Annotated in this window: 18 protein-coding genes and 1 tRNA gene; 10 read left to right on the top strand and 9 right to left on the bottom strand. The window is 70.9% G+C overall.

Annotation, left to right across the window (positions count from 1 at the left end; translation table 11 throughout):
* Positions 1 to 270 precede the first annotated feature (270 nt).
* Positions 271 to 855, bottom strand: coding sequence for a TetR/AcrR family transcriptional regulator (locus OG514_RS33490; protein WP_266901221.1), 585 nt, complete (start codon positions 853 to 855; stop codon positions 271 to 273).
* 83 nt (positions 856 to 938) lie between these two features.
* Between OG514_RS33490 and OG514_RS33485 the strand changes: the two genes are divergently transcribed.
* The gene (locus tag OG514_RS33485; RefSeq protein ID WP_266901220.1) at positions 939 to 1,376 is read left to right on the top strand and encodes a tautomerase family protein; all 438 of its coding nucleotides are present in this window, start codon (positions 939 to 941) and stop codon (positions 1,374 to 1,376) included.
* The gene (locus OG514_RS33480; RefSeq protein WP_266901219.1) at positions 1,369 to 2,397 is read left to right on the top strand and encodes a zinc-binding dehydrogenase; all 1,029 of its coding nucleotides are present in this window, start codon (positions 1,369 to 1,371) and stop codon (positions 2,395 to 2,397) included. The genes OG514_RS33485 and OG514_RS33480 overlap by 8 nt, the downstream gene beginning before the upstream one ends.
* Positions 2,398 to 2,736: 339 nt before the next feature.
* Here OG514_RS33480 and OG514_RS33475 read toward each other — a convergent pair whose 3' ends face one another.
* Positions 2,737 to 4,626, bottom strand: a complete 1,890-nt coding sequence (locus tag OG514_RS33475; protein ID WP_266901218.1) for an ATP-binding cassette domain-containing protein — start codon at positions 4,624 to 4,626, stop codon at positions 2,737 to 2,739.
* Positions 4,627 to 5,757: 1,131 nt separating this feature from the next.
* On the opposite strand from OG514_RS33475, the gene OG514_RS33470 reads away from it, so the two are divergent.
* From OG514_RS33470 to OG514_RS33460, 3 genes are all read left to right on the top strand, one after another.
* On the top strand, positions 5,758 to 6,408 hold the full coding sequence (locus tag OG514_RS33470) for a DUF4360 domain-containing protein (protein ID WP_266901217.1): 651 nt from the start codon (positions 5,758 to 5,760) through the stop codon (positions 6,406 to 6,408).
* Between the two features lie 464 nt (positions 6,409 to 6,872).
* Complete coding sequence (locus tag OG514_RS33465; RefSeq protein ID WP_266901216.1) at positions 6,873 to 8,021, top strand: tetratricopeptide repeat protein; 1,149 nt, start codon at positions 6,873 to 6,875, stop codon at positions 8,019 to 8,021.
* Between the two features lie 101 nt (positions 8,022 to 8,122).
* Positions 8,123 to 9,154, top strand: coding sequence for a polyprenyl synthetase family protein (locus OG514_RS33460; RefSeq protein ID WP_266901215.1), 1,032 nt, complete (start codon positions 8,123 to 8,125; stop codon positions 9,152 to 9,154).
* Between the two features lie 103 nt (positions 9,155 to 9,257).
* Here OG514_RS33460 and OG514_RS33455 read toward each other — a convergent pair whose 3' ends face one another.
* Complete coding sequence (locus OG514_RS33455) at positions 9,258 to 9,854, bottom strand: histidine phosphatase family protein (RefSeq protein WP_266901214.1); 597 nt, start codon at positions 9,852 to 9,854, stop codon at positions 9,258 to 9,260.
* A gap of 162 nt (positions 9,855 to 10,016) precedes the next feature.
* Here OG514_RS33455 and OG514_RS33450 point away from each other — a divergent pair, with 162 nt between their 5' ends.
* Positions 10,017 to 10,733 carry a triacylglycerol lipase gene (locus OG514_RS33450; RefSeq protein WP_266901213.1) on the top strand — a complete coding sequence of 239 codons (717 nt, stop codon included), beginning with the start codon at positions 10,017 to 10,019 and terminating at the stop codon, positions 10,731 to 10,733.
* A gap of 52 nt (positions 10,734 to 10,785) precedes the next feature.
* Here OG514_RS33450 and OG514_RS33445 read toward each other — a convergent pair whose 3' ends face one another.
* Positions 10,786 to 12,015 carry a PP2C family protein-serine/threonine phosphatase gene (locus tag OG514_RS33445; protein WP_266902259.1) on the bottom strand — a complete coding sequence of 410 codons (1,230 nt, stop codon included), beginning with the start codon at positions 12,013 to 12,015 and terminating at the stop codon, positions 10,786 to 10,788.
* A gap of 181 nt (positions 12,016 to 12,196) precedes the next feature.
* Between OG514_RS33445 and OG514_RS33440 the strand changes: the two genes are divergently transcribed.
* A complete protein-coding gene (locus tag OG514_RS33440) occupies positions 12,197 to 12,469 on the top strand; it encodes a hypothetical protein (protein WP_266901212.1) in 273 nt (90 codons plus the stop codon).
* Here OG514_RS33440 and OG514_RS33435 read toward each other — a convergent pair.
* Positions 12,444 to 13,049, bottom strand: coding sequence for a hypothetical protein (locus tag OG514_RS33435; RefSeq protein ID WP_266901211.1), 606 nt, complete (start codon positions 13,047 to 13,049; stop codon positions 12,444 to 12,446). The genes OG514_RS33440 and OG514_RS33435 overlap by 26 nt on opposite strands.
* Before the next feature lie 323 nt (positions 13,050 to 13,372).
* Positions 13,373 to 13,543: a hypothetical protein gene (locus OG514_RS33430; protein WP_266901210.1), complete on the bottom strand. Its 171-nt coding sequence runs from the start codon at positions 13,541 to 13,543 to the stop codon at positions 13,373 to 13,375.
* A gap of 49 nt (positions 13,544 to 13,592) precedes the next feature.
* Here OG514_RS33430 and OG514_RS33425 point away from each other — a divergent pair.
* Positions 13,593 to 13,666: transfer RNA gene (locus OG514_RS33425), tRNA-Met, on the top strand.
* A gap of 368 nt (positions 13,667 to 14,034) precedes the next feature.
* On the opposite strand, the gene OG514_RS33420 is transcribed toward OG514_RS33425, so the two are convergent.
* The 3 genes from OG514_RS33420 to OG514_RS33410 form a co-directional block, all read right to left on the bottom strand.
* Entirely contained in the window at positions 14,035 to 14,415 is a 381-nt protein-coding gene (locus tag OG514_RS33420; RefSeq protein ID WP_323181672.1) for an FKBP-type peptidyl-prolyl cis-trans isomerase, read from the bottom strand.
* Between the two features lie 197 nt (positions 14,416 to 14,612).
* The gene (locus OG514_RS33415; protein WP_266901209.1) at positions 14,613 to 15,155 is read right to left on the bottom strand and encodes a 2'-5' RNA ligase family protein; all 543 of its coding nucleotides are present in this window, start codon (positions 15,153 to 15,155) and stop codon (positions 14,613 to 14,615) included.
* Positions 15,156 to 15,327: 172 nt separating this feature from the next.
* On the bottom strand, positions 15,328 to 16,179 hold the full coding sequence (locus tag OG514_RS33410) for a LysR family transcriptional regulator (protein ID WP_266901208.1): 852 nt from the start codon (positions 16,177 to 16,179) through the stop codon (positions 15,328 to 15,330).
* Between the two features lie 80 nt (positions 16,180 to 16,259).
* On the opposite strand from OG514_RS33410, the gene OG514_RS33405 reads away from it, so the two are divergent.
* The gene (locus OG514_RS33405) at positions 16,260 to 16,754 is read left to right on the top strand and encodes a cupin domain-containing protein (RefSeq protein ID WP_266901207.1); all 495 of its coding nucleotides are present in this window, start codon (positions 16,260 to 16,262) and stop codon (positions 16,752 to 16,754) included.
* Positions 16,755 to 16,922: 168 nt separating this feature from the next.
* Positions 16,923 to 17,282, top strand: coding sequence for a DoxX family protein (locus OG514_RS33400; RefSeq protein ID WP_266901206.1), 360 nt, complete (start codon positions 16,923 to 16,925; stop codon positions 17,280 to 17,282).
* The last annotated feature ends 178 nt before the right edge of the window (positions 17,283 to 17,460 follow it).

Here is a 17,460-nt window from a genome sequence, read left to right as displayed (position 1 = left end):
GATGGGGGGCGAGCCGGTGGGCGCGCCGACCTGGGAGCGTCAGCCTGTGCGACGGTCAGTCGGTCGCCGTTTCAAGCAGTGTCCACCGCCACCGCGTACAGGTCACCACCGGCGTGCTCGGCCACGGCGGGCCGCAGTACCGGAGTGGGTGAGGGCCGCGCCACGGCCGCCGCCGTCCGCGTCACCATCCGGGACGACTCTCGCGCGCGGCGGCGCTGCTGCCGCAGCAGGCCGACCCCGCATGAGACCGGACGGATGCCTCGCGGCCGGTCAGTTCCTGGTGGCGCCGGCGATGAGGGCTTCGAGCTGTTCGGCGGTGCGGTCGAGAGGGTCGGTGCTGCGCTGGGCGCGGCACATGGCCACCGTGCCCTCGACGGCGGCGACGATGAGCGTCGCGAGCTGTGCGGCCTGCTCGGCTTCGGTGCCGTGCTCGCGCAGGGAGGCGGCGAGCAGGGCCTCCCACTGTTCGAAGACCTCGGCAGCGGCGGCCAGAGCGGGCGGGACCTCGTCGGCCGGGGGTTCCTCGATGGCCACCGCCAGGACGGGGCAGCCTGCGTGAAAGTCACTCTCGACGACGATCTTCCGCCACAGGGCGAGGAACGCCCGGAGGCCCTCGGCCGGCCCCGCCTCCAGCTCCTTGCGCAGACTGCGGGCCACCCACTCGCCCGTGAATCGGACGGCCTCCGTGGCCAGCTGCTGCTTGCCCTCGGGGAAGTAGTGGTACGTCGAGCCGAGCGGTGCCTTCGCGTGCTTGGCCATCTCCCGGATGCTCGTGGCGCTCAGACCGCGTCGGCTGATCATGTCCGCCGCCCCGGCCACGATCCGCTCGCGCGACGGCGTGCTGCTCTTGGGCACCTGGTCACTTCCCCTCTGGCTATAACGTCCGTCATAGTCTACCGTGACCGGCGTCTATAACGAGCGTCATAGGAGCTGCTGCCATGCCCATGATCCGGTTGACCGTCCCCGCAAGTGCCCTCACCGAGGAGGCCCGCGCCACTGTTCAGCGCGACCTCGCCTCCGTACTGCTGCACTGGGAGGGCGCGCCCGACACCGCCTTCTTCCGCGCCCAGGCGTGGAGCTATCTCGTCGAGCTGCCCCAAGGCGCCCAGACCACCGCCGAGGACGACGTGCCCCGCTTCCTCGTGGAGGTGACCGTGCCGGCAGGCGCACTGTCCGAGCGGCGCAAGGCCGGACTCGTCGAGGACGCGACGAAGACGGTCCTGTCCGCAGCCGGTCTCGCTCCGGCCGAGGCCCTGCGTGTCTGGGTGCTCGTCCACGAACAGCCGGACGGCACCTGGGGCGCCGGCGGCTCCGTCGTCCGCTACGCCGATCTGGTAGCCCTGGCGCAGCAGGGCAAGGAGCAGGCCGATGCGTGAGCTGACCTACAGGGGCCGCCGCGCGGTCGAGTGGCGCGAGGCCCCGGACCCCACGGTGCGGTCCGGCCAGGAGGCGATCGTCGCTCCGGTCGCCGCGACCTCTTGCGACGTGGACTCCGCGATCCTGGCTGGACACGGCTTCATCGACCCGCCGTTCGCCCTCGGCCACGAGTGCGTCGCCCGCGTCACCGACGTCGGCGACGACGTGACCGCCGTCGCTCCTGGCGACCTCGTGGTCGTGCCCTGGTCCATCAGCTGCGGCGCCTGCGACCACTGCCGCACCGGGCTGACCGCCCACTGCACCTCGGTCCCGCACATGGCGATGTACGGGGCGCCGATAGGCGGCAGTTGGGGCGGCCTCTTCTCCGACCTGGTCCGCGTCCCGTACGCCGACGCCATGCTCGTCCCGCTGCCCGCCGGCCTCGACCCGGTCGCCATGGCCTCGGCGAGCGACAACTGGTCACTGTCCTGGCGCCTGGTCGCCCCCCACCTCAAGGCCCGGCCCGGCGCCCGGGTACTGGTCGTCGCCCGCGGCAGCATCGGCCTGTATGTCTGCGACATCGCCCGCGCCCTCGGCGCCTCCGACGTCCTGTACGTCGACCCCGACCCCGAGCACCGTAAGCTCGCCGAAGGCTTCGGCGCGCGTACCGCCGAGGCGATCGAACCGATCCGGCACGGCTTCGACCTCGCCGTCGAGGCCACCGGCCGCGTCGACCAGCTCACCCTCGCCGTCAGATCCCTTGCGCCGGAGGGCATCTGCGAGTCGGCCGGCAACCACTTCCGCCCCGGCGAACTGCCGCTGCTCGACATGTACCTCACCGGCGTCACCCTGCGCATCGCCCGCGACAACGTCCGCGCCCACATCCCCGACGCTCTCGACCTCGCTGCCTCCGGCACCGTCGATCCCGCCCGCGTCGTCTCCCACGTCCTCGACTGGGAGCAACTTCCCGACGCCCTGCCCGAGAAGCACCTCAAGCCCGTCTTCGTTCGCGACACCACCTCGCCCCAGGGCGCACGCTGACCACGCCGTCGTACCCGCGACCACGAAGGCGATCGGAGCGACCTCGGTGGTCGTCGCGTGAAGTTCGAGGACGGCCGGCGCGGCCAGGGCGATGGTGCCCACCGCCGAACCGGCGAGGCTCGTGCCCTCGCTCGCCAGGAGATGCGGGAAGGACCGGCTCGTCGACGCGGGCGTCCGCTGCGCGCGAAGGGGGACGCTCATCCGGTCCCACCCCCGCCCGCTCCGGTGGGGTCACGTGAGCGGGGGACGCGCTTCGCGGCCGTGGTGAGGGATGCGGCACTGCTCCTCTTTGGCGGTGCCCGTCCTGCCGCGGGGCAGGACAGGTGGTGGCGTGGTCGATCAGCGGTCCTGGGACAGTTCCAGCAGCTCGGCGAAGGTTCCGCCGCCATGGGCGAGGTCGTCGTACCGGCCCTGTTCGGTGATCCGGCCCTGCTCCATCACGATGATGTGATCGGCGATCCTGGTGTTCTCCAGGCAGTGGGTGACCACGATCGTGATGCGGCCGGAGGCGATGGCCTTGATCCGCTCGAAGATCTGGTGCTCACCGCGGGGGTCCATCTGGGAGGTGGGCTCGTCGAGGATCAGCAGCTCCGGCCGGCGGTACAGCGCCCTGGAGCACGCGATGCGCTGCCACTGGCCGCCGGAGAGTTCCGTCCCGCCGAAGATGTCCCGGGCGAGGAGGGTGTCCAGTCCCGAGGGGAGGTCGTCGACGGCGTCGCGCAGACCGACTGCGTCGACGGCCTCCCACACGGGGGTGTCGTCGTGGGTGTGAGGCTGACCGAGGGTGACGTTCTCGCGCACGCGCAGCGGCCACTGCGCGAAGATCTGCGGCACCAGACCGGTGTTCGCCCACACCGTCGCGGGGTCGACCCCGGCGAGATCAGTGCCGTTCCAGGCGACCGTGCCCTTGTCCGGCAGGTAGATCCCGGTGAGCAGTCGGGTGAGGGTGGACTTGCCCGAGCCGTTCGCTCCGACGATCGCGAGGATCTGGCCGCGCCGCAGGGTCAGGGAGACGCCGTCGACGGCGGGCTTGTCCTTGCCCGGGTACTGGTAGACGACCTCCTCCAGGCGGATCTCGTCGACCGGTGCGGTGAGACGGTGGGGGCCACGCCTGGGGGCCCGGGCGGCGGCGTCGTCGAGGAAGGTCTGCATGTCGCCCAGGTAGAGGCTCGTGTGGAAGACCGCGGCGCCGTGGATGACGACCTGGGACAGGGCGGAGAGTGTGGTCTGCACGGCGATGACGGCCGTGGCGGCGACCGCGAGGTCGATCCGGCCGGACATCGCCAGCCAGGCCAGCGCACCCCACGTCACCATCAGGAAGACGCCTCCCGCCAGCGCGGACAGCAGCGCGATCCGCAGGGTCCGCGGCGCGGCGGCCAGGGTGCGCCGGTCACACCGGTCGGACAGGGCCCGGTACCAGTAGGTGAGGTAGTCGGTCATCGAGTTCGCGCGGACCTCGTCGCTGTACTTCGACTCGGTCGCCCACCAGCGCATCATCCCGCGCACGTTGCGGTCGGCGATGTTGCCGTAGTGGATCTCGTAGTCGACCCGCGCGCTCAGGACTGCCCCGACACCGGCCGGGAGCACGGCGAGCAGGAGCAACGGCAGCATCAGCGGGTTCAGCGCCGACAGCACACCCCCGGCGGTGACCATGCGGATCACCGCGGACACGAACCGCTGCGCGTCGGTCACCATCACGTGGGTGCGCATCACCCCCATCTCGGCCGCCTCGCGCCGGTCCGAGAACCCGTCCTCCGCGTACGCCACCGCCTCCACCCGGCACACCGCCTCGACCAGAGCCGAGTCCGTCTCCGTCGTCAGCCGCGGCGTGATCCGCCGCTCCGCATACGCGGCCACCGCCCCCGCGGTACGAGCCAGCGCGGCGGCGAGCGCCACCACCAGCAGTGCCGGCAGCGCGCTCCGCAGCCGGTCCCCGGCGGTGCCGGCTCCGAGGACGGGCTCCATGGCGCGGGCGGTGGAGGTCAACAGCACGGCGGCCGAGGCGCCCGTGACCAGTTGGCAGCCGAGAAGCAGCTGCACGGCCCGCCGGTCGATCCGCCACGACAGCCGCGCGACCCGGCCCAGGACGGCAGGGATCCGCGCGCACATTCGCCGGAAGGAGACCTCGGCGAGCGGATTGATGGCGTACTGACCGCTGTAGGTGATCTCCGCGGGCGGCGGAGGCGGCGGCGTGGTGTCCTGCTGGTCGTTCATCGCGGTCGAGGTCAACGGCGGGTCCTCCTGGACGGTCGTCGGGCGTGGTCGTGAAGCTCAACGAGCACGCCGGGATATCGAACTGGTGTCTTTCGGTCTCTGTCGGAACCCCGAGATTCGGCGCGTGTCGGAGCGTGGAGAATGCACGGACCCAGACCCCACAACAGGCATGAGGAGCAGCCCGGTTGGCCGAAACGCCGACGCTCGGCATGTTCGACGGAGGGGTGACGTCGGACCCGGTTGCCGGAGGGCCGACAAAGGGGCGTGACCGGGGCGAGCCGGGAACGCCGCCGACTCGCTGGGGGAAGTGGCCTCGCCCGGGCGCCCGGGAGCGCCCTTCGGGCTCGCCCCTGTCGTCATACCGCGGGTCAGCACCAGGTGGGCGAACGAGGCGTGGTTCCTCGTCGGAGAGGCCGCCGCCCGGTAAGGCCATGGCGACGCCGACCGGTTGATCGCCGAGAACTGGGTGGATACAACGACTTCCTGCTGCCCACCGGGCCCGGGAACTCCTGGCTGTGGAGCGACTTCCAGGGAGTGTCCTGGCCGGTCGTCAACGGCGTCGTGGGCGACCCCACTTCGTGAACCTGGCACCGGCGGCGTCGGCGCGAGGGAGGCGATCCACTCCGTGGACGGCTACGAGCTGCGGTCCCCGTCCTCGCCCCGAAGAGCGGCTCCCGGATCACCCGTAACGGAGGCCGCGACCGCCGGGACTACTGGGCGAACCCGGTGTCCCCTCTCACGAGACCGCACCGTGGCGCGTACGACGGCCCGGGGCGGTAGCCCTGCCTCCATGGGGGTTCAAGAGGCGCCAAGCAATCTTCTGCGCCAAAAGAGGGCGATCCGGAACGCGGTTTATGGCTGGCCGCAGTCCTGCCTCGACGTGCATGCACCCCTAGCATTCGACCATCCCCGCTCACAACGGCGGGGTGGCCGGACAGAGTTCATTCGCATGATAGTTCAACGATTGCCGGTTGGACTACCCCGCTGCGTACTTCCGGCCTTCCCGATCCCTCGCACCAGGTCTCCACCGCAGTAGGTCCGTGACGGCCGCCGCCCTTGAGCGTGGCGCGCCGCAACCCAACCCGTGGCGCGGACGCACCCGTGCGTCCGCGCCCGTCGGGAACCGAAGCACCGGATGGGAGAAACATGAAAGTTCCCCTGCTCGTGAGCGGGGCGGTCGCCGCCCTGTTCGCCTCGGCCCTGCCCGCCCAGGTCGGCCCGTCGTCGATCGTCGACCCGCCGCCGGACAAGATCGTCATCGACATCGCCACGGTGAACGGATCCGGCTGCCCGCTGGGGACCGCCGCCATCGCGGTGTCCGAGGACAACACCGCCTTCACCGTCACCTACAGCGAGTACCTCGCGCAGGTGGGCGGCGGCTCGTCCCCCACCGCGGCCCGCAGGAACTGTCAGCTGAACCTTCTCGTGCACGTGCCGCAGGGCTTCACCTACGCGATCGCAAGCGCCGACTACCGGGGCTACGCCTCGATCCAGCACGGAGCGAGCAGTACGGAGAAGGCCTCGTACTACTTCCAGGGTTCACCGAACACCGCCTCCCGCACGCACACCTTCCGGGGCCCGTACGAGGACAACTGGCAGGCGACGGACGACACCGACTGGGCACAACTGGTGTGGGCGCCCTGTGGCGTTCAGCGCAACTTCAACATCAACACCGAGCTCCGGGTGAACGCCGGCACGTCGAACCCGAGCACCACCAGCTACATGACCATGGACTCCACGGACGGTGACATCAGCACCGTCTATCACCTGGCGTGGAAGGAGTGTCCGGACGACTGACGCGCGCGGCGGTCGCGGCGCACCGACGCGCCCGGCCGCCGACCGGCTTCGACCCGCTCCGATCCGCCGGCCGACTTCGACTCGCTCCGATCCGCCGGCCGACTCCGATCCGCCGGCCGACTCCGACCGGCGACCCGCTTCGGCCGCCGCGCGGAGGCGCCTCGTTCGCAGGCGACCCTTTGGCGCGGTGCGACGTCCGCATCACTGGAGGGACCACCGGTCATGACGGGCATCCGGCGCACACGGGCTGACACGTCATCTGGCCCTGCCGCGAGATCCTCCTCACACGCCGGAACCGCGCCGACGTACGTCTCGCTGAGGAGCTCCGGCCACCGCCTAGTACTTGAGGATGACCCGATGCCCGTACTGAGACGGACATTGCTACCGATGGGGAACCTGGCCCTGAGACAGACGTCTTGATCCTCGCGTCGGCTTGATCGTCGAGTCGACCTGAGGAGGTTCTGATGGCAGGTCAGGTGACTGAGAGGCCGGCGATGGCGTCGGCGCCGGAGTACCAAGGGGCTCTGGGGTCGCTGTCGGTGAACGCCTCCCTGCCCGAGGTTCTCGCCCGCGGAGTCCAGGAACTCCGGGCGGCGGAGGAGGCCGGGAACCGACGGGAGGCGGCACGCTGCGGGCTGGCCGTGGCGGAGGCATGCCGCAGGCTCGGGCGGATCGAGGAGGCCGACCGGGCGTGGAAGGCGAGCTACCGGGCGGCGCGTTCGGTCGGTCACGAGGGGGCCATGGCGTGGGCGCTGTGGAGCGGCGGCACGCTGGCCCGCCAGCGTGGTGCGCTCAGGCTGGCGTACCGGCTGCTGGGGCTCGCAGCCGAGGCAGGAGAGCGGGGCGGGGACGTCGTCGTGCGGGGCTACTCGCTGGCGGGGCTGGCCGAGACCGGTCGTATTCAGGGCGACTACGAGGCTGTGGGGAGGCTGCACGAAGAGCTGTTGGCCGAGGCCCGCCGCCGCGGCGAGGCCCGGCACACGGTCTGGGCACTGGAGGGCATCGCCCAGATGCACCGCAACACCGGCTCCTACGACAAAGCCCTCGCCCTCTTCGAGGAGGCGGCCGATACGGCGTCGCGCGCCGAGGACCGCCGCGGGTGGGCTTGGGCCCTGCGGGGCATCGCCGACGTGGTGTCCGTACGGGACGGGGACGTGGAGCGGGCCCTGTCCCTGCTGTCGCAGGCGGAAGAGGCATGCCGGGAGATACGGCTGACCGGCGCGCTCGCCTACAACCACAAGATGCGCGGCAACGTGCTGTACCGGGCGGGCCGTTACGGGCAGGCCCGTGAGCTGTACGTGCAGGCCCTGGAGGAGTTCCGCGAGATGGAGGAGCCGCGGGGGACGGCGCTGTCGAGGCTGGGCCTGGTCAAGGCCGAAGCCCGCCTGGGCCGTGACACCGCGCACACGGCCGAGGAGCTGGCCGACCTGCGCACGACGTTGGACCGCATCGGGCTGAGGCACGCCCGCGACATGGTGGACAAGGCCGCGGCCGAGCTGGGTGTCGGCCCGCTGCCGGACCACAACGGAGACGGAACAGGGGCAGTCGGACCGGTGCTGCCGTCAGTCGGCACGGAAGCCCTGCAGAAGGCCGATGTGGAGGGGCTGCGGTGAGCGCCCTCCCGACGTCTGCCCGGGCAGTCTGCGGGCCTCCCGGCGGGTCGCCGGGCGCTACGGCCGTAGCGGTGGCCCCGGCGAGTACCTCTCGTACGCACGTGACCCCTGCGACCGTTCTCCTGGGGCGGTGCCGTGAGCTGGTTCGGCCCGCGCTGGTGGACGCTGTGGGCCGGTTGCACCCCTGGACCGGTGAGATGGCGGCGTACGCGCTGGGCTGGGCCGACACGGCCGGAACCCCGGACACCGGCGGATCCGAGGGCAAGGGGGTGCGGCAGGCGCTCGCCGTGCTCGGGGCCGAGGCCGTCGGCGCGGACGGCGCCGACGCCGTCCCGGGCGCCGTGGCCGTCGAACTCGTGCACACCTTCTCCCTGCTCCACGACGACATCATGGATGCCGACGCCCTGCGCCGGCAGCGCCCGGCGGTGTGGAAGGCCTACGGGACCGGCCCGGCCGTCCTGGCCGGCGACGCCCTCCTCGCCCAGGCCGTGGCAACCCTGGCGGAGGCCCCGGGCCCTCACACGGCGGCTGCGGTGCGGCACCTTTCCCACACCCTGAACACGCTGGTGTCCGGCCAGGCGGAGGACCTGCGCTTCGAGGAGCGTCCTTGGTCCGGGCCCGGAGCGGTCGAGCCGGAACAGTACCGGTCCATGGCCGACCACAAGACAGGAGCCCTGCTGGGGTGCGCGCTCGCGCTCGGAGCGATCCTCGGCGGCGCCCCCGACAGGACCGTGAGCAGGCTCGAACGAGCCGGACGCCATCTCGGCCTCGCATTCCAGGCGGTGGACGACATCCTCGGTATCTGGGGCGACCCGAGAGTGACCGGAAAACCCGTCCACGCCGACCTTCGGCAGGGCAAGAAGACCTACCCGGTCCTCGTCGCTCTGGCCGACGGAGGCAAGGCCGCGCACGAACTGGCGATGCTGTTCGCCACCGCGGAGCGGATCGACGGCGAAACCGCGGCACACGTGGCGGCGCTCGTGGAGGAGGCCGGCGGACGGACCGAGACCCGCGAGGAAGCGCGGCGACACGTGGACGCTGCTCACCGCGCCCTGCGAGAGGCGTCGCTGGCGCACGGTGCAGCACAGGAACTGGACGTGCTGTTCACCCACTTGCTCGACCGCACCTGGTGACGCGTGCTGCCCTGGTGGCGCATGCCGAGCTTCCGGACCCGCCGGTGGGGTTCTCTCCCGCCGACCCGACCCCTCCTACGGGGTCTGCGGGCGAAAGCTGCGCTCAGGACGAGTCGCGGACCCCGCGAGGAATCGCCAGGTCCGTGAGGTGCACCTCGCCCGGGCGCAGGTCGGTCCACGTGCCGTACCAGGTCAGGACGGCGATCGCGGACGTGGGGAACTTGGTCCGTACGCGGTCCAGGACGTCCTTGTCCGTCCCCGCCGTACCGGCCGCCCCGTCCGCCTCGGCGGCAAGCAGCAGGATCAGGTCCTCGAGGCCGGGGTTGTGGCCGACCAGGAGCAACGTCGCTACCTCGTCGGGCACGCCGTGGAGGACGTCGAGCAGCTCCGGGCCGTCGGCCCCGTACAGTCGCGCGTCATGGCGGGTGGGCACAGGGCTGTCCAGCTCCGCGGCCGCCAGTTCCCAGGTGTGGCGGGCGCGCCGGGCAGGGGAGCACAGGACGAGGTCGGGCAGCCCGCCGTTCTCCGCCAGGAAGCGCCCGGCGGCCGGGGCGTCACGCAGCCCGCGCGGGCCGAGGGGACGGTCCCGGTCGGCAACGCCTTCCGGCCAGGCACTCTTGGCGTGGCGCAGGACCAGCAGTCGGCGAGGTCGACCGCCGGCGGACCCGATGTGCTGAGGGGACTCGGAGGAGAGCTGCACGTTCCTGAGCGTACGGGGTGGGTCGCCGAACGGCCATGGACGCTGCGCGTACGTCCGCACGCCGTCGCCGCGCGTGTCACGGCGTACGAGGGCTGTTCATCCGGGTCCCGAGGCCCCACCATGCTCCTGGCTACTCGTGCGTAACACGTCCTAGGGGGAAGTGTGTTGAAGCCCGGTTCCCGGATCGCGGCCAGGATCGCCGTTCCGATGCTCGCCGCCGTCGTCTCCTTGCTCGTGCCCGCCTCCGCGGTCCGGGCCCAGGCGCCCGTTCGGAGCGCGGTCGCCCACACTCCGGTCGTGTTCGTCCACGGCTACAACGCCGACCCCGGCGTATGGGGCGGTCTGCGTGAGGACTTCAAGGCCGACGGGTACACGGACGCCGAGCTCTTCTCCTTCGGCTACGACACGCACCGGTCCGTGAACGAGGTCCTGTCCGGCGAACTCGCCGCGTACGTCGAGGATGTGAAGCGGCGGACCGGCGCCGCCCGTGTCGATCTCGTCGCCCACTCCTTCGGCAGTCTCGTCACCCGCTGGTACGCGAAGTACGACCCCGCCGGCCAGGCCTCGGTCGCCCACTTGGCCTCCCTCGCCGGCCCCAACCACGGCACCAGCACCGCATGGGCCTGTGCCCTGTGGGATCAGGCGTGCCGCGACATGACTCCTGGCTCGTACGTCCAGAAGAGTCTCGCGACGGGTGACGAGACGCCGGGCACCGTCCGCTACGCCACCTGGTGGTCCGCCTGCGACGAGGTCATCAACCCCGACAGCAGCGTCCCTCTGAACGGCGCGACCAACAACGCCGCCGGCTGCCTCGCCCACAACGACCTGCTGGGAGACGACGCAGTCTCCCAGGGCGTCCGCACGTTCCTCCGTTCCTGAGCCGTGTCCTGCCGACAGCCGGGCTCGCGGCCGATACAGCCGCGTTTTCGGATCACAGGCGGATGACGACGAGCGCCGTGTCATCGGCATTGCCGTTGGCGCCCAGGAGGTCCGCGAGGAGGGCGTCGGCCAAGGCCTCCGGGGTGTCTCGTCTGCGCCGTCGCAGGGACTCGGCGAGGCGGGCGAGGCCGACGTCGATGTCCTCCGTGCGGCGCTCGATGAGGCCGTCGGTGTACATCACCAGCGTCGCGCCTTCGCTGAAGGGAGCGGTTGCCTGGGGGTGGGAGACGTGTTCGGGGCGGGCGCCGAGCGGCGGGTCGGTCGCCCCGTCGAGGAAGATCACGTCGCCGCCGGGGGAGAGCAGGGCGGGCGGAGGGTGGCCGGCGCTGCTGTAGGTGAGGGTGTGGGTGCTCCAGTCGATGAAGGTCGTCGCCACGGTGGACGACTCGGCGCCCTCGACGGAGCGGGCGTAGAGCCCGAGGACGTCGAGTGCTTGCGCCGGGCCGTCGGCGACGAGCGTTGCCGCGCTCAGTGCGCTGCGCAGCTGTCCCATGACGCAGGCGGCGGTGAGGCCGTGGCCCACCACGTCTCCCACGGCCACCGCCATACGGTCCCCGGGGAGGCCGACCAGGTCGTACCAGTCGCCGCACACGTTGAGGCCGCCGACCGCGGGGCGGTAGCGCACGGCCGCCCGATGGTGTCCGACGGGGCTTGGGGTGGGCAGCATCGCCGCCTGGAGGGCCAGTGCCACTTTGCGCTCCCGGGCGTGCGCCTTGCGCAGGCGCTCGTTGACCTCCTGCAATTCCCGGGAGCGCGTGTAGAGCTCGGCCTCCAGTCTGGCGGCCTGGGTGGTGCCTCCCAGACCGCCACGGGCCCGGATGAGCGGAGTGATCTCCTCCACCCGGTGCACGATCAGCACCACCTGGTCGTCGGGGCCCAGCACGGGTGCGTTGACCGGGCTCCAGAAGTGCTCCTGCCAGTGGCCGGGCCGCCGGGCGTCCTCGATGTCGTAGCGGAGCAGAGCCATGGTGTCGCGCTCGCCGGTGGCGACCACACGCAGCATCGACGCCTCGGTCTCCCGCATGCCGGCGGCGGCCGAGTCGTTGGGGTTCTCGGGGAAGGCGTCGAAGATGTAGCGGCCGACCAACTGCGCGCGGGAACGCCCGGCGAGGCGTGCGAAGTCCTCGTTGACGTCGACGTACACCAGGTCGGGCGTGAGCAGTGCGACCATGCCGGGCAGGGCCTGGAACACGGCTGCGTAGTCGACCTGCTGTTCGTTCATTCCGTTGCCCGTCCCGACATCGACCGCCACCGTGTTCCGTTCCACGATAGGAGGGAAGGTGCGGCGGCGGCCGAAGTCCAATGCTGTGCGGCGTCGGGCCGTCACCCGATCGGCCCTACGGGGGTACGGCAGGGCGGCCGCCGGGAGCCACCGGAACCCGCTTCCCGCCGAACGTCAGGAAGTGATCCTGGCCCCCGTCACGCGCGGCCACTCCGCCGACCACGGCACCGTAGCCACCACCCACAACAAGATCACCGGAGCGGCGGGGCCCTCGAAGACCGTGGCCTACCACTCCTACGACCACGACCCGCGCGAAGGCCTGCTCGCAACTGTGCTCGACGGCGTACTGCGGGCTGGATGCTGCGACGCGCCGAACCGCACCAGCGGCAGCACATGGTCCACCCAGGAATGCGTCCGGGCGGCACTTCTCAAGGTCGTAGCCCGACGTGTTTGAGGGCGATCGCGCTGAGGTCGGTGATGGCTTCCCGGTCCCCTTGACGCCAGGCGTCGGCCCATCCGCCCGGTGGGACCGGCAACTTGGCGAGCGCGGCCGGAGGACCGGTGAGGGCGCGCAAGGCGAGCAGGTCGGCGCCTCCGGGAGCGTCGGCGAGACGGCGCAGGGTGCTGCTGCGCCGGATCCAGAGAAGGCGCGGCGGCAGCCACAGCAGCAGGACGAAGAACACCGGGATGACGATGAGGGCCGTCGTGATCACGTTGGCGACCTGGCTGACGGTTTCCTGGAGCGACACCCCCGCGTCGGCGAATCCGGAGCTGGCGTCGGCCGCGGACTGGAGCGGCCTCTTCAGGACGCCCCCGATGAGCGGTACGTCCGACGCCGCGTCCCCCGCGTTTCCGAGCTCCTCGGCGAGGCGGTCACCGGAACTTTCCACCTTGCGTCCCGGTTCGGCCAGCAGCATGATCGTCTCGCGGACGACGAGGGCTGCCCAGACCGCGGCGGCGATCAGGGCCACGGCGATCAGGTCGACGAGCACCTGGCGGTTCCGACGTGCGGGTGTCTGGGCGTAGAAGCGCAACGAATGACTCCCGTTCGAGTCGCGGCGTCGAGGAGGTCCGGCCGCCCAGGCCGCGGGGCAGCCGACCGGTCGTCCGATTCAACTCTTCCACCGCGCCTCCCGGGCAAACGTGCGACACACGCGCACGCCGACGCTCAAGACCGGCCAGGCAGCCGATTCCTCACGCTGCACACCTGGCACCGAACCTTCGTCACCCCCGACGGGTGACAAGGCGGCGCTCGACCGGCTGTTCCGTCCGCACGACGGCACCAGAGCCGCGCTCGGACGTCGGACGACGGTCCAGTGGGGGAGTCCCGACGGACCGGCGCCCGGTCCGGGTGTCGTCAGCAGGCGGAGACTCGCAGGTACGACCCGACCCGGTCGTTGACGAGCTCGCCCTGGCCGTGACCGGGGCTGAAGAACTTCAGGCCGGACGCGGCGAGGTCGGGGAGGGAGTGACCCTGGTGCCGGCAGACCCACGAGCCGTTCCAGCCCACATCGCGGCAGAGCTTCACGGCATGGTCTCAAGTGGTGCCGTGGATGACGTAGTGTTGGTCCTACCGACGCGGGGTGGAGCAGCTCGGTAGCTCGCTGGGCTCATAACCCAGAGGTCGCAGGTTCAAATCCTGTCCCCGCTACTGAAGTTTGTATGAGGCCCGGATCTTGTGGATCCGGGCCTCATACATGTACCTGCACCACAAACCGTCCATGCGGGTGGAGCCCACTGGCCGACTGGCCTGCGACGAGGTCGGAGCAGGTCCGCTTGTACGGGGCGCCGAACGTGCTGCTGATGTCGGCAGGCGGCGGTCCATGCCCCGGGCGCTGACGGCGGTCTCTCCCATGACCGCTCCGTGAGGTGCTCGACGGCCCGGGAGAGCCAGGTGCGGCTTATGCCGGTGGCCGGGCCGGGGCCCGTCCCACGGAACTTCGGTTGCAGGACGGGCAACGTGCACAGGCCCCAAGCGCGACAGCCGCCCCGGAGAGGCCGGGCGCTAGCAGGCTTGCCTCAGATGGCGACCGAGAGCAGGTCCACCACGAAGACGAGCGTCGAACCCGCCGGGATCAACGGTGAGGGCGACTGGTTGCCGTAGCCGAGGCGCGGGGGAACGATGATCTCGCGCCGACCGCCGACCTTCATCCCCCTGACCCCCCGGTCCCAGCCCTTGATGACCCTGCCACCGCCCACGGCGAACTTGAACGGCTGGCCCCGGTCCCAGGAAGCGTCGAACTCCTTGCCGGACTCGAAGGTGACTCCGACATAGTGAACCTGGACAACCCGGCCCGGCTTCGCCTCTGCCCCGTCCCCGACGACCAGGTCCCGGGTCGTCAGCTCGGTGGGAGCGTCTCCTTCCGGAAGGTCGATCTCGGGCTTCGTCAGTTCACCCATTGCAGCCTCATCACTCTCCGCCGGAGGCCCTCGTACGGACCAGCCGGGCGCATGGTCACTCCACGCAGCACGTGGCCACGCTACCGACAATGCCGTTCCCCTGGAGCACGACGAATCGAACCGAGCACGGCGCTGAGCTGGCAATCCGCACCATGGTCAGCCTCTCGGTGGCCGGGCTGATCGTCATGCGTCCGGGACTACAGCCTTGGGAGGAGGCTGTCCGGCGAGCCGCCGAGGGGCACGGTCAACCGAGCCCGCCAGCCTTCCTCCGTCAGCACCACCAGCTGGACCGCCGTCGCACGGGTGCGCAGCGGCAGCAGGCTGCCGACCGCAGCGCGCACGTGGGCGGCGGCCGTCGGGTCGTCTGCACCCAGAGCGACCGTGACATGGGCGGCAGGCCGCGCCCCGAAGCGGCCCTTGTACGGGCGCACGCCGGGCCACTGGGCATGGAACGCATCGACGACCGGTTGGAGTCCCGGAACGGCGACGGCGACGAAGCCGGACGCCGTCACAACCTCCTCCAAGAGCAGGTCAGCTGCCGGAAACCTCGCCGCCAGGGAGCGCACGCTCTGCTCGTCCTGATCTGTCAGCGCCGCTTCCGGCACGAACGGGTAGAGGAGCGAGACGTGCGCCGGCACCCCATGACGGACCAGAGCCGGGTCGATCCGCCACGCCGCATCGACAAGTGACGCGGCATCGGGCAGAACAATGACAACGGCAGTGGTTCCTGACTCTGGCACGCCATCATCATCGCAGGTCAGGCGCAGGCCCCGGCACAACCCGACTCAGCAAATCGGGGCAGGTCGGAGAGGGGGTCGCGGCGGGCCTGATCACGCGGTGAGCGCGAGGCGTGCGTGTGGCTGACGGTCTGGACGGCTTGGGGGCGCAGGGGAAGCCGATGCCGCGATGCCGTCAGCGGCGGTACGCGGCTGTCGCCGTCTCGATGAAGGATCGGATCAGCGGGTTGGTGTCACCCTCGTTCCACACCGCCACCACCCGGCTCGGCGCCATGTCGATCAGCGGTACCACGGCCAACTCCGCGGGCAGGTCGTGTCCGAGTGGGGCCAGGCCGACCGTGCCGTTCCACAGCACGGCCTGCAGGCATTCCTGGACGGCGCGCACCACGGGGCCTTCGCGCAATCTGCCGCCGTTCCAGTACGACTGCCAGACGGGATCGGTCCCCTGCGGGAACTGGAACCAGCGGCGGTCGCTCAGGTCGGCCAGCCTGAGCCGGTCGTGGTGGGCCAGCGGATCGTCGGCGCGCAGGACCACGCCGACCGGATCGCTGCGCAGCTCACGCACCGTCAGGGCGGTCTCGTTGAACGGCGCCCGAGTCAGGGCGACGTCGACCAGTCCGGCGCGCAGCCCACAGGTCGGGTCGGTCAGGTCGGTGTCGCGGATGCGGATGTCGATGCCGGGGTGGCGTCGGCGGTAGGCCGCCGCCAGCCTGGCCACTCCCGGGTCGGTGCCGTCACCCAGGATGCCGACGGTCATGGTCGCGACGCCGGCCGCCGCGCTCACACGTACGCGGGCGCGGTCGGCATGGTCGAGCAGGGCCCGCGCCTCGTCGAGCAGCACCGCGCCGACCGGGGTGAGCGTGACACCGGCGGGCGAGCGGACGAACAGCAGGGCCCCGACATCGGCCTCCAACCGCTTGATCGCCCTGCTCAGCGGTGGCTGGCTCATGTGCAGCCGGGTAGCGGCCCTGCCGAAGTGGAGTTCCTCGGCGACGGCCACGAAGTAGCGCAAGGTCTGTAGCTCCACGCTGCAACGATACCCACTGGGTATCGACGTACAGGGATAGGTCTTGGACAGCCGGGGGCCGCGGCGATGCACTTGTGGGCATGACCGACGCAGCGAAGACCCGCGAGTCGCAGGCTGACCCCTCCGTTTCGGTGGTGGGTCCCGGCGACGGCGAGACGATCGTCCTGGGCACCACGCGCATGCGCATCCTCGAGGACGGCAGCCACACCGGGCACCGCCTCGCGATCGCCGAGTCCGTCCTCGCCCCTCACACCCAGGGACCGCCGCAGCACCGCCACGCCCGACACGACGAGGGCTTCTACATCCTTTCCGGCACCGTCCGGTTCACCGTCGGGGACGAGGACCACGACGCCACCGCGGGCACGCTCGTGATGGTTCCACCAGGCACGCCGCACACGTTCGCCAACCCGACCGACCAACCCGCAGTCATGCTCAGCACGTTCACCCCCGACCTGTACGTGCAGTACTTCCGAGACCTCCAGGACATGAACGCCGACGGTCGGCCACTGACGCCACAAACCAACATCGACGCAATGAGCCGCTACGCGACCGAGCCCGCCACCGACTTCACCTGAAACCGACGGGACGGCTCGACCGTGCTCCTCCCCATCTGCAAGGCCGGGGCTCTCCCGCCCTTCGGTGGCCAGGCTCCTCCGATCACGGACCGCGTCGTCGCCAGGGGGTTGTCCGGCAATCGACTCAACCAACGGGCCCCGAGAACCGGCGGCCCATGAACGGGAACCATGAACATCGCTTATTGGATCGTCGCCGGACTGCTCGCCCTCTTCTACCTCTACGCGGGGGCGATGAAGGTGATCCGCAGCCGTGACCAACTCCGACCGATGATGGCCTGGGTCGACCGCATACCGCTGGCCGCCATCAGGGCGCTGGGTGTGGTCGAAATACTCGGTGCGACCGGGCTGATCCTGCCGCCGCTGACCGGCGTCGCTCCCTGGCTGGCTCCCGCCGCGGCCATCGGGTTCGTACTCCTGCAGACCGGTGCGGTCGCCGTCCATCTGACCGGCGAAGACGACCGGATCACACTCAACATCGGGCTCATCGCCGCCGCGGCCGTGACCATCTGGCTGGCCGCCGGGCTGTGATCAAGCACGGACATCAACCGACGGATGCGACGGAGGCCACCGCTGATGTGCCGAGCGGTGGCCGAAGCGTTGTTCTCCAGCCGGGGGTCCGTCGGTTCATCTGCGGAAACTCGGGGTGTGCGGGCCGTTCCTTCGTCGAGCAGATATCTGGCCTGACACGTCGGCACGGTCAGCGGTC

It is taken from the genome of Streptomyces sp. NBC_00572 (genome assembly GCF_026341815.1).
Classification (GTDB): Bacteria; Actinomycetota; Actinomycetes; order Streptomycetales; family Streptomycetaceae; genus Streptomyces.
Note: the sequence above shows the minus strand (reverse complement) of the source record. Positions and strands in the feature narration are given on the sequence as shown.

Bases quoted from the DNA above. Each gene is read 5' to 3' on its own strand.
- OG514_RS33485 (WP_266901220.1), top strand. From the start codon at position 939: ATGCCCATGATCCGGTTGACCGTCCCCGCAAGTGCCCTCACCGAGGAG.
- OG514_RS33480 (WP_266901219.1), top strand. From the start codon at position 1,369: ATGCGTGAGCTGACCTACAGGGGCCGCCGCGCGGTCGAGTGGCGCGAG.
- OG514_RS33470 (WP_266901217.1), top strand. From the start codon at position 5,758: ATGAAAGTTCCCCTGCTCGTGAGCGGGGCGGTCGCCGCCCTGTTCGCC.
- OG514_RS33465 (WP_266901216.1), top strand. From the start codon at position 6,873: ATGGCAGGTCAGGTGACTGAGAGGCCGGCGATGGCGTCGGCGCCGGAG.
- OG514_RS33445 (WP_266902259.1), bottom strand. From the start codon at position 12,015: ATGAACGAACAGCAGGTCGACTACGCAGCCGTGTTCCAGGCCCTGCCC.
- OG514_RS33420 (WP_323181672.1), bottom strand. From the start codon at position 14,415: ATGGGTGAACTGACGAAGCCCGAGATCGACCTTCCGGAAGGAGACGCT.
- OG514_RS33405 (WP_266901207.1), top strand. From the start codon at position 16,260: ATGACCGACGCAGCGAAGACCCGCGAGTCGCAGGCTGACCCCTCCGTT.
- OG514_RS33400 (WP_266901206.1), top strand. From the start codon at position 16,923: ATGAACATCGCTTATTGGATCGTCGCCGGACTGCTCGCCCTCTTCTAC.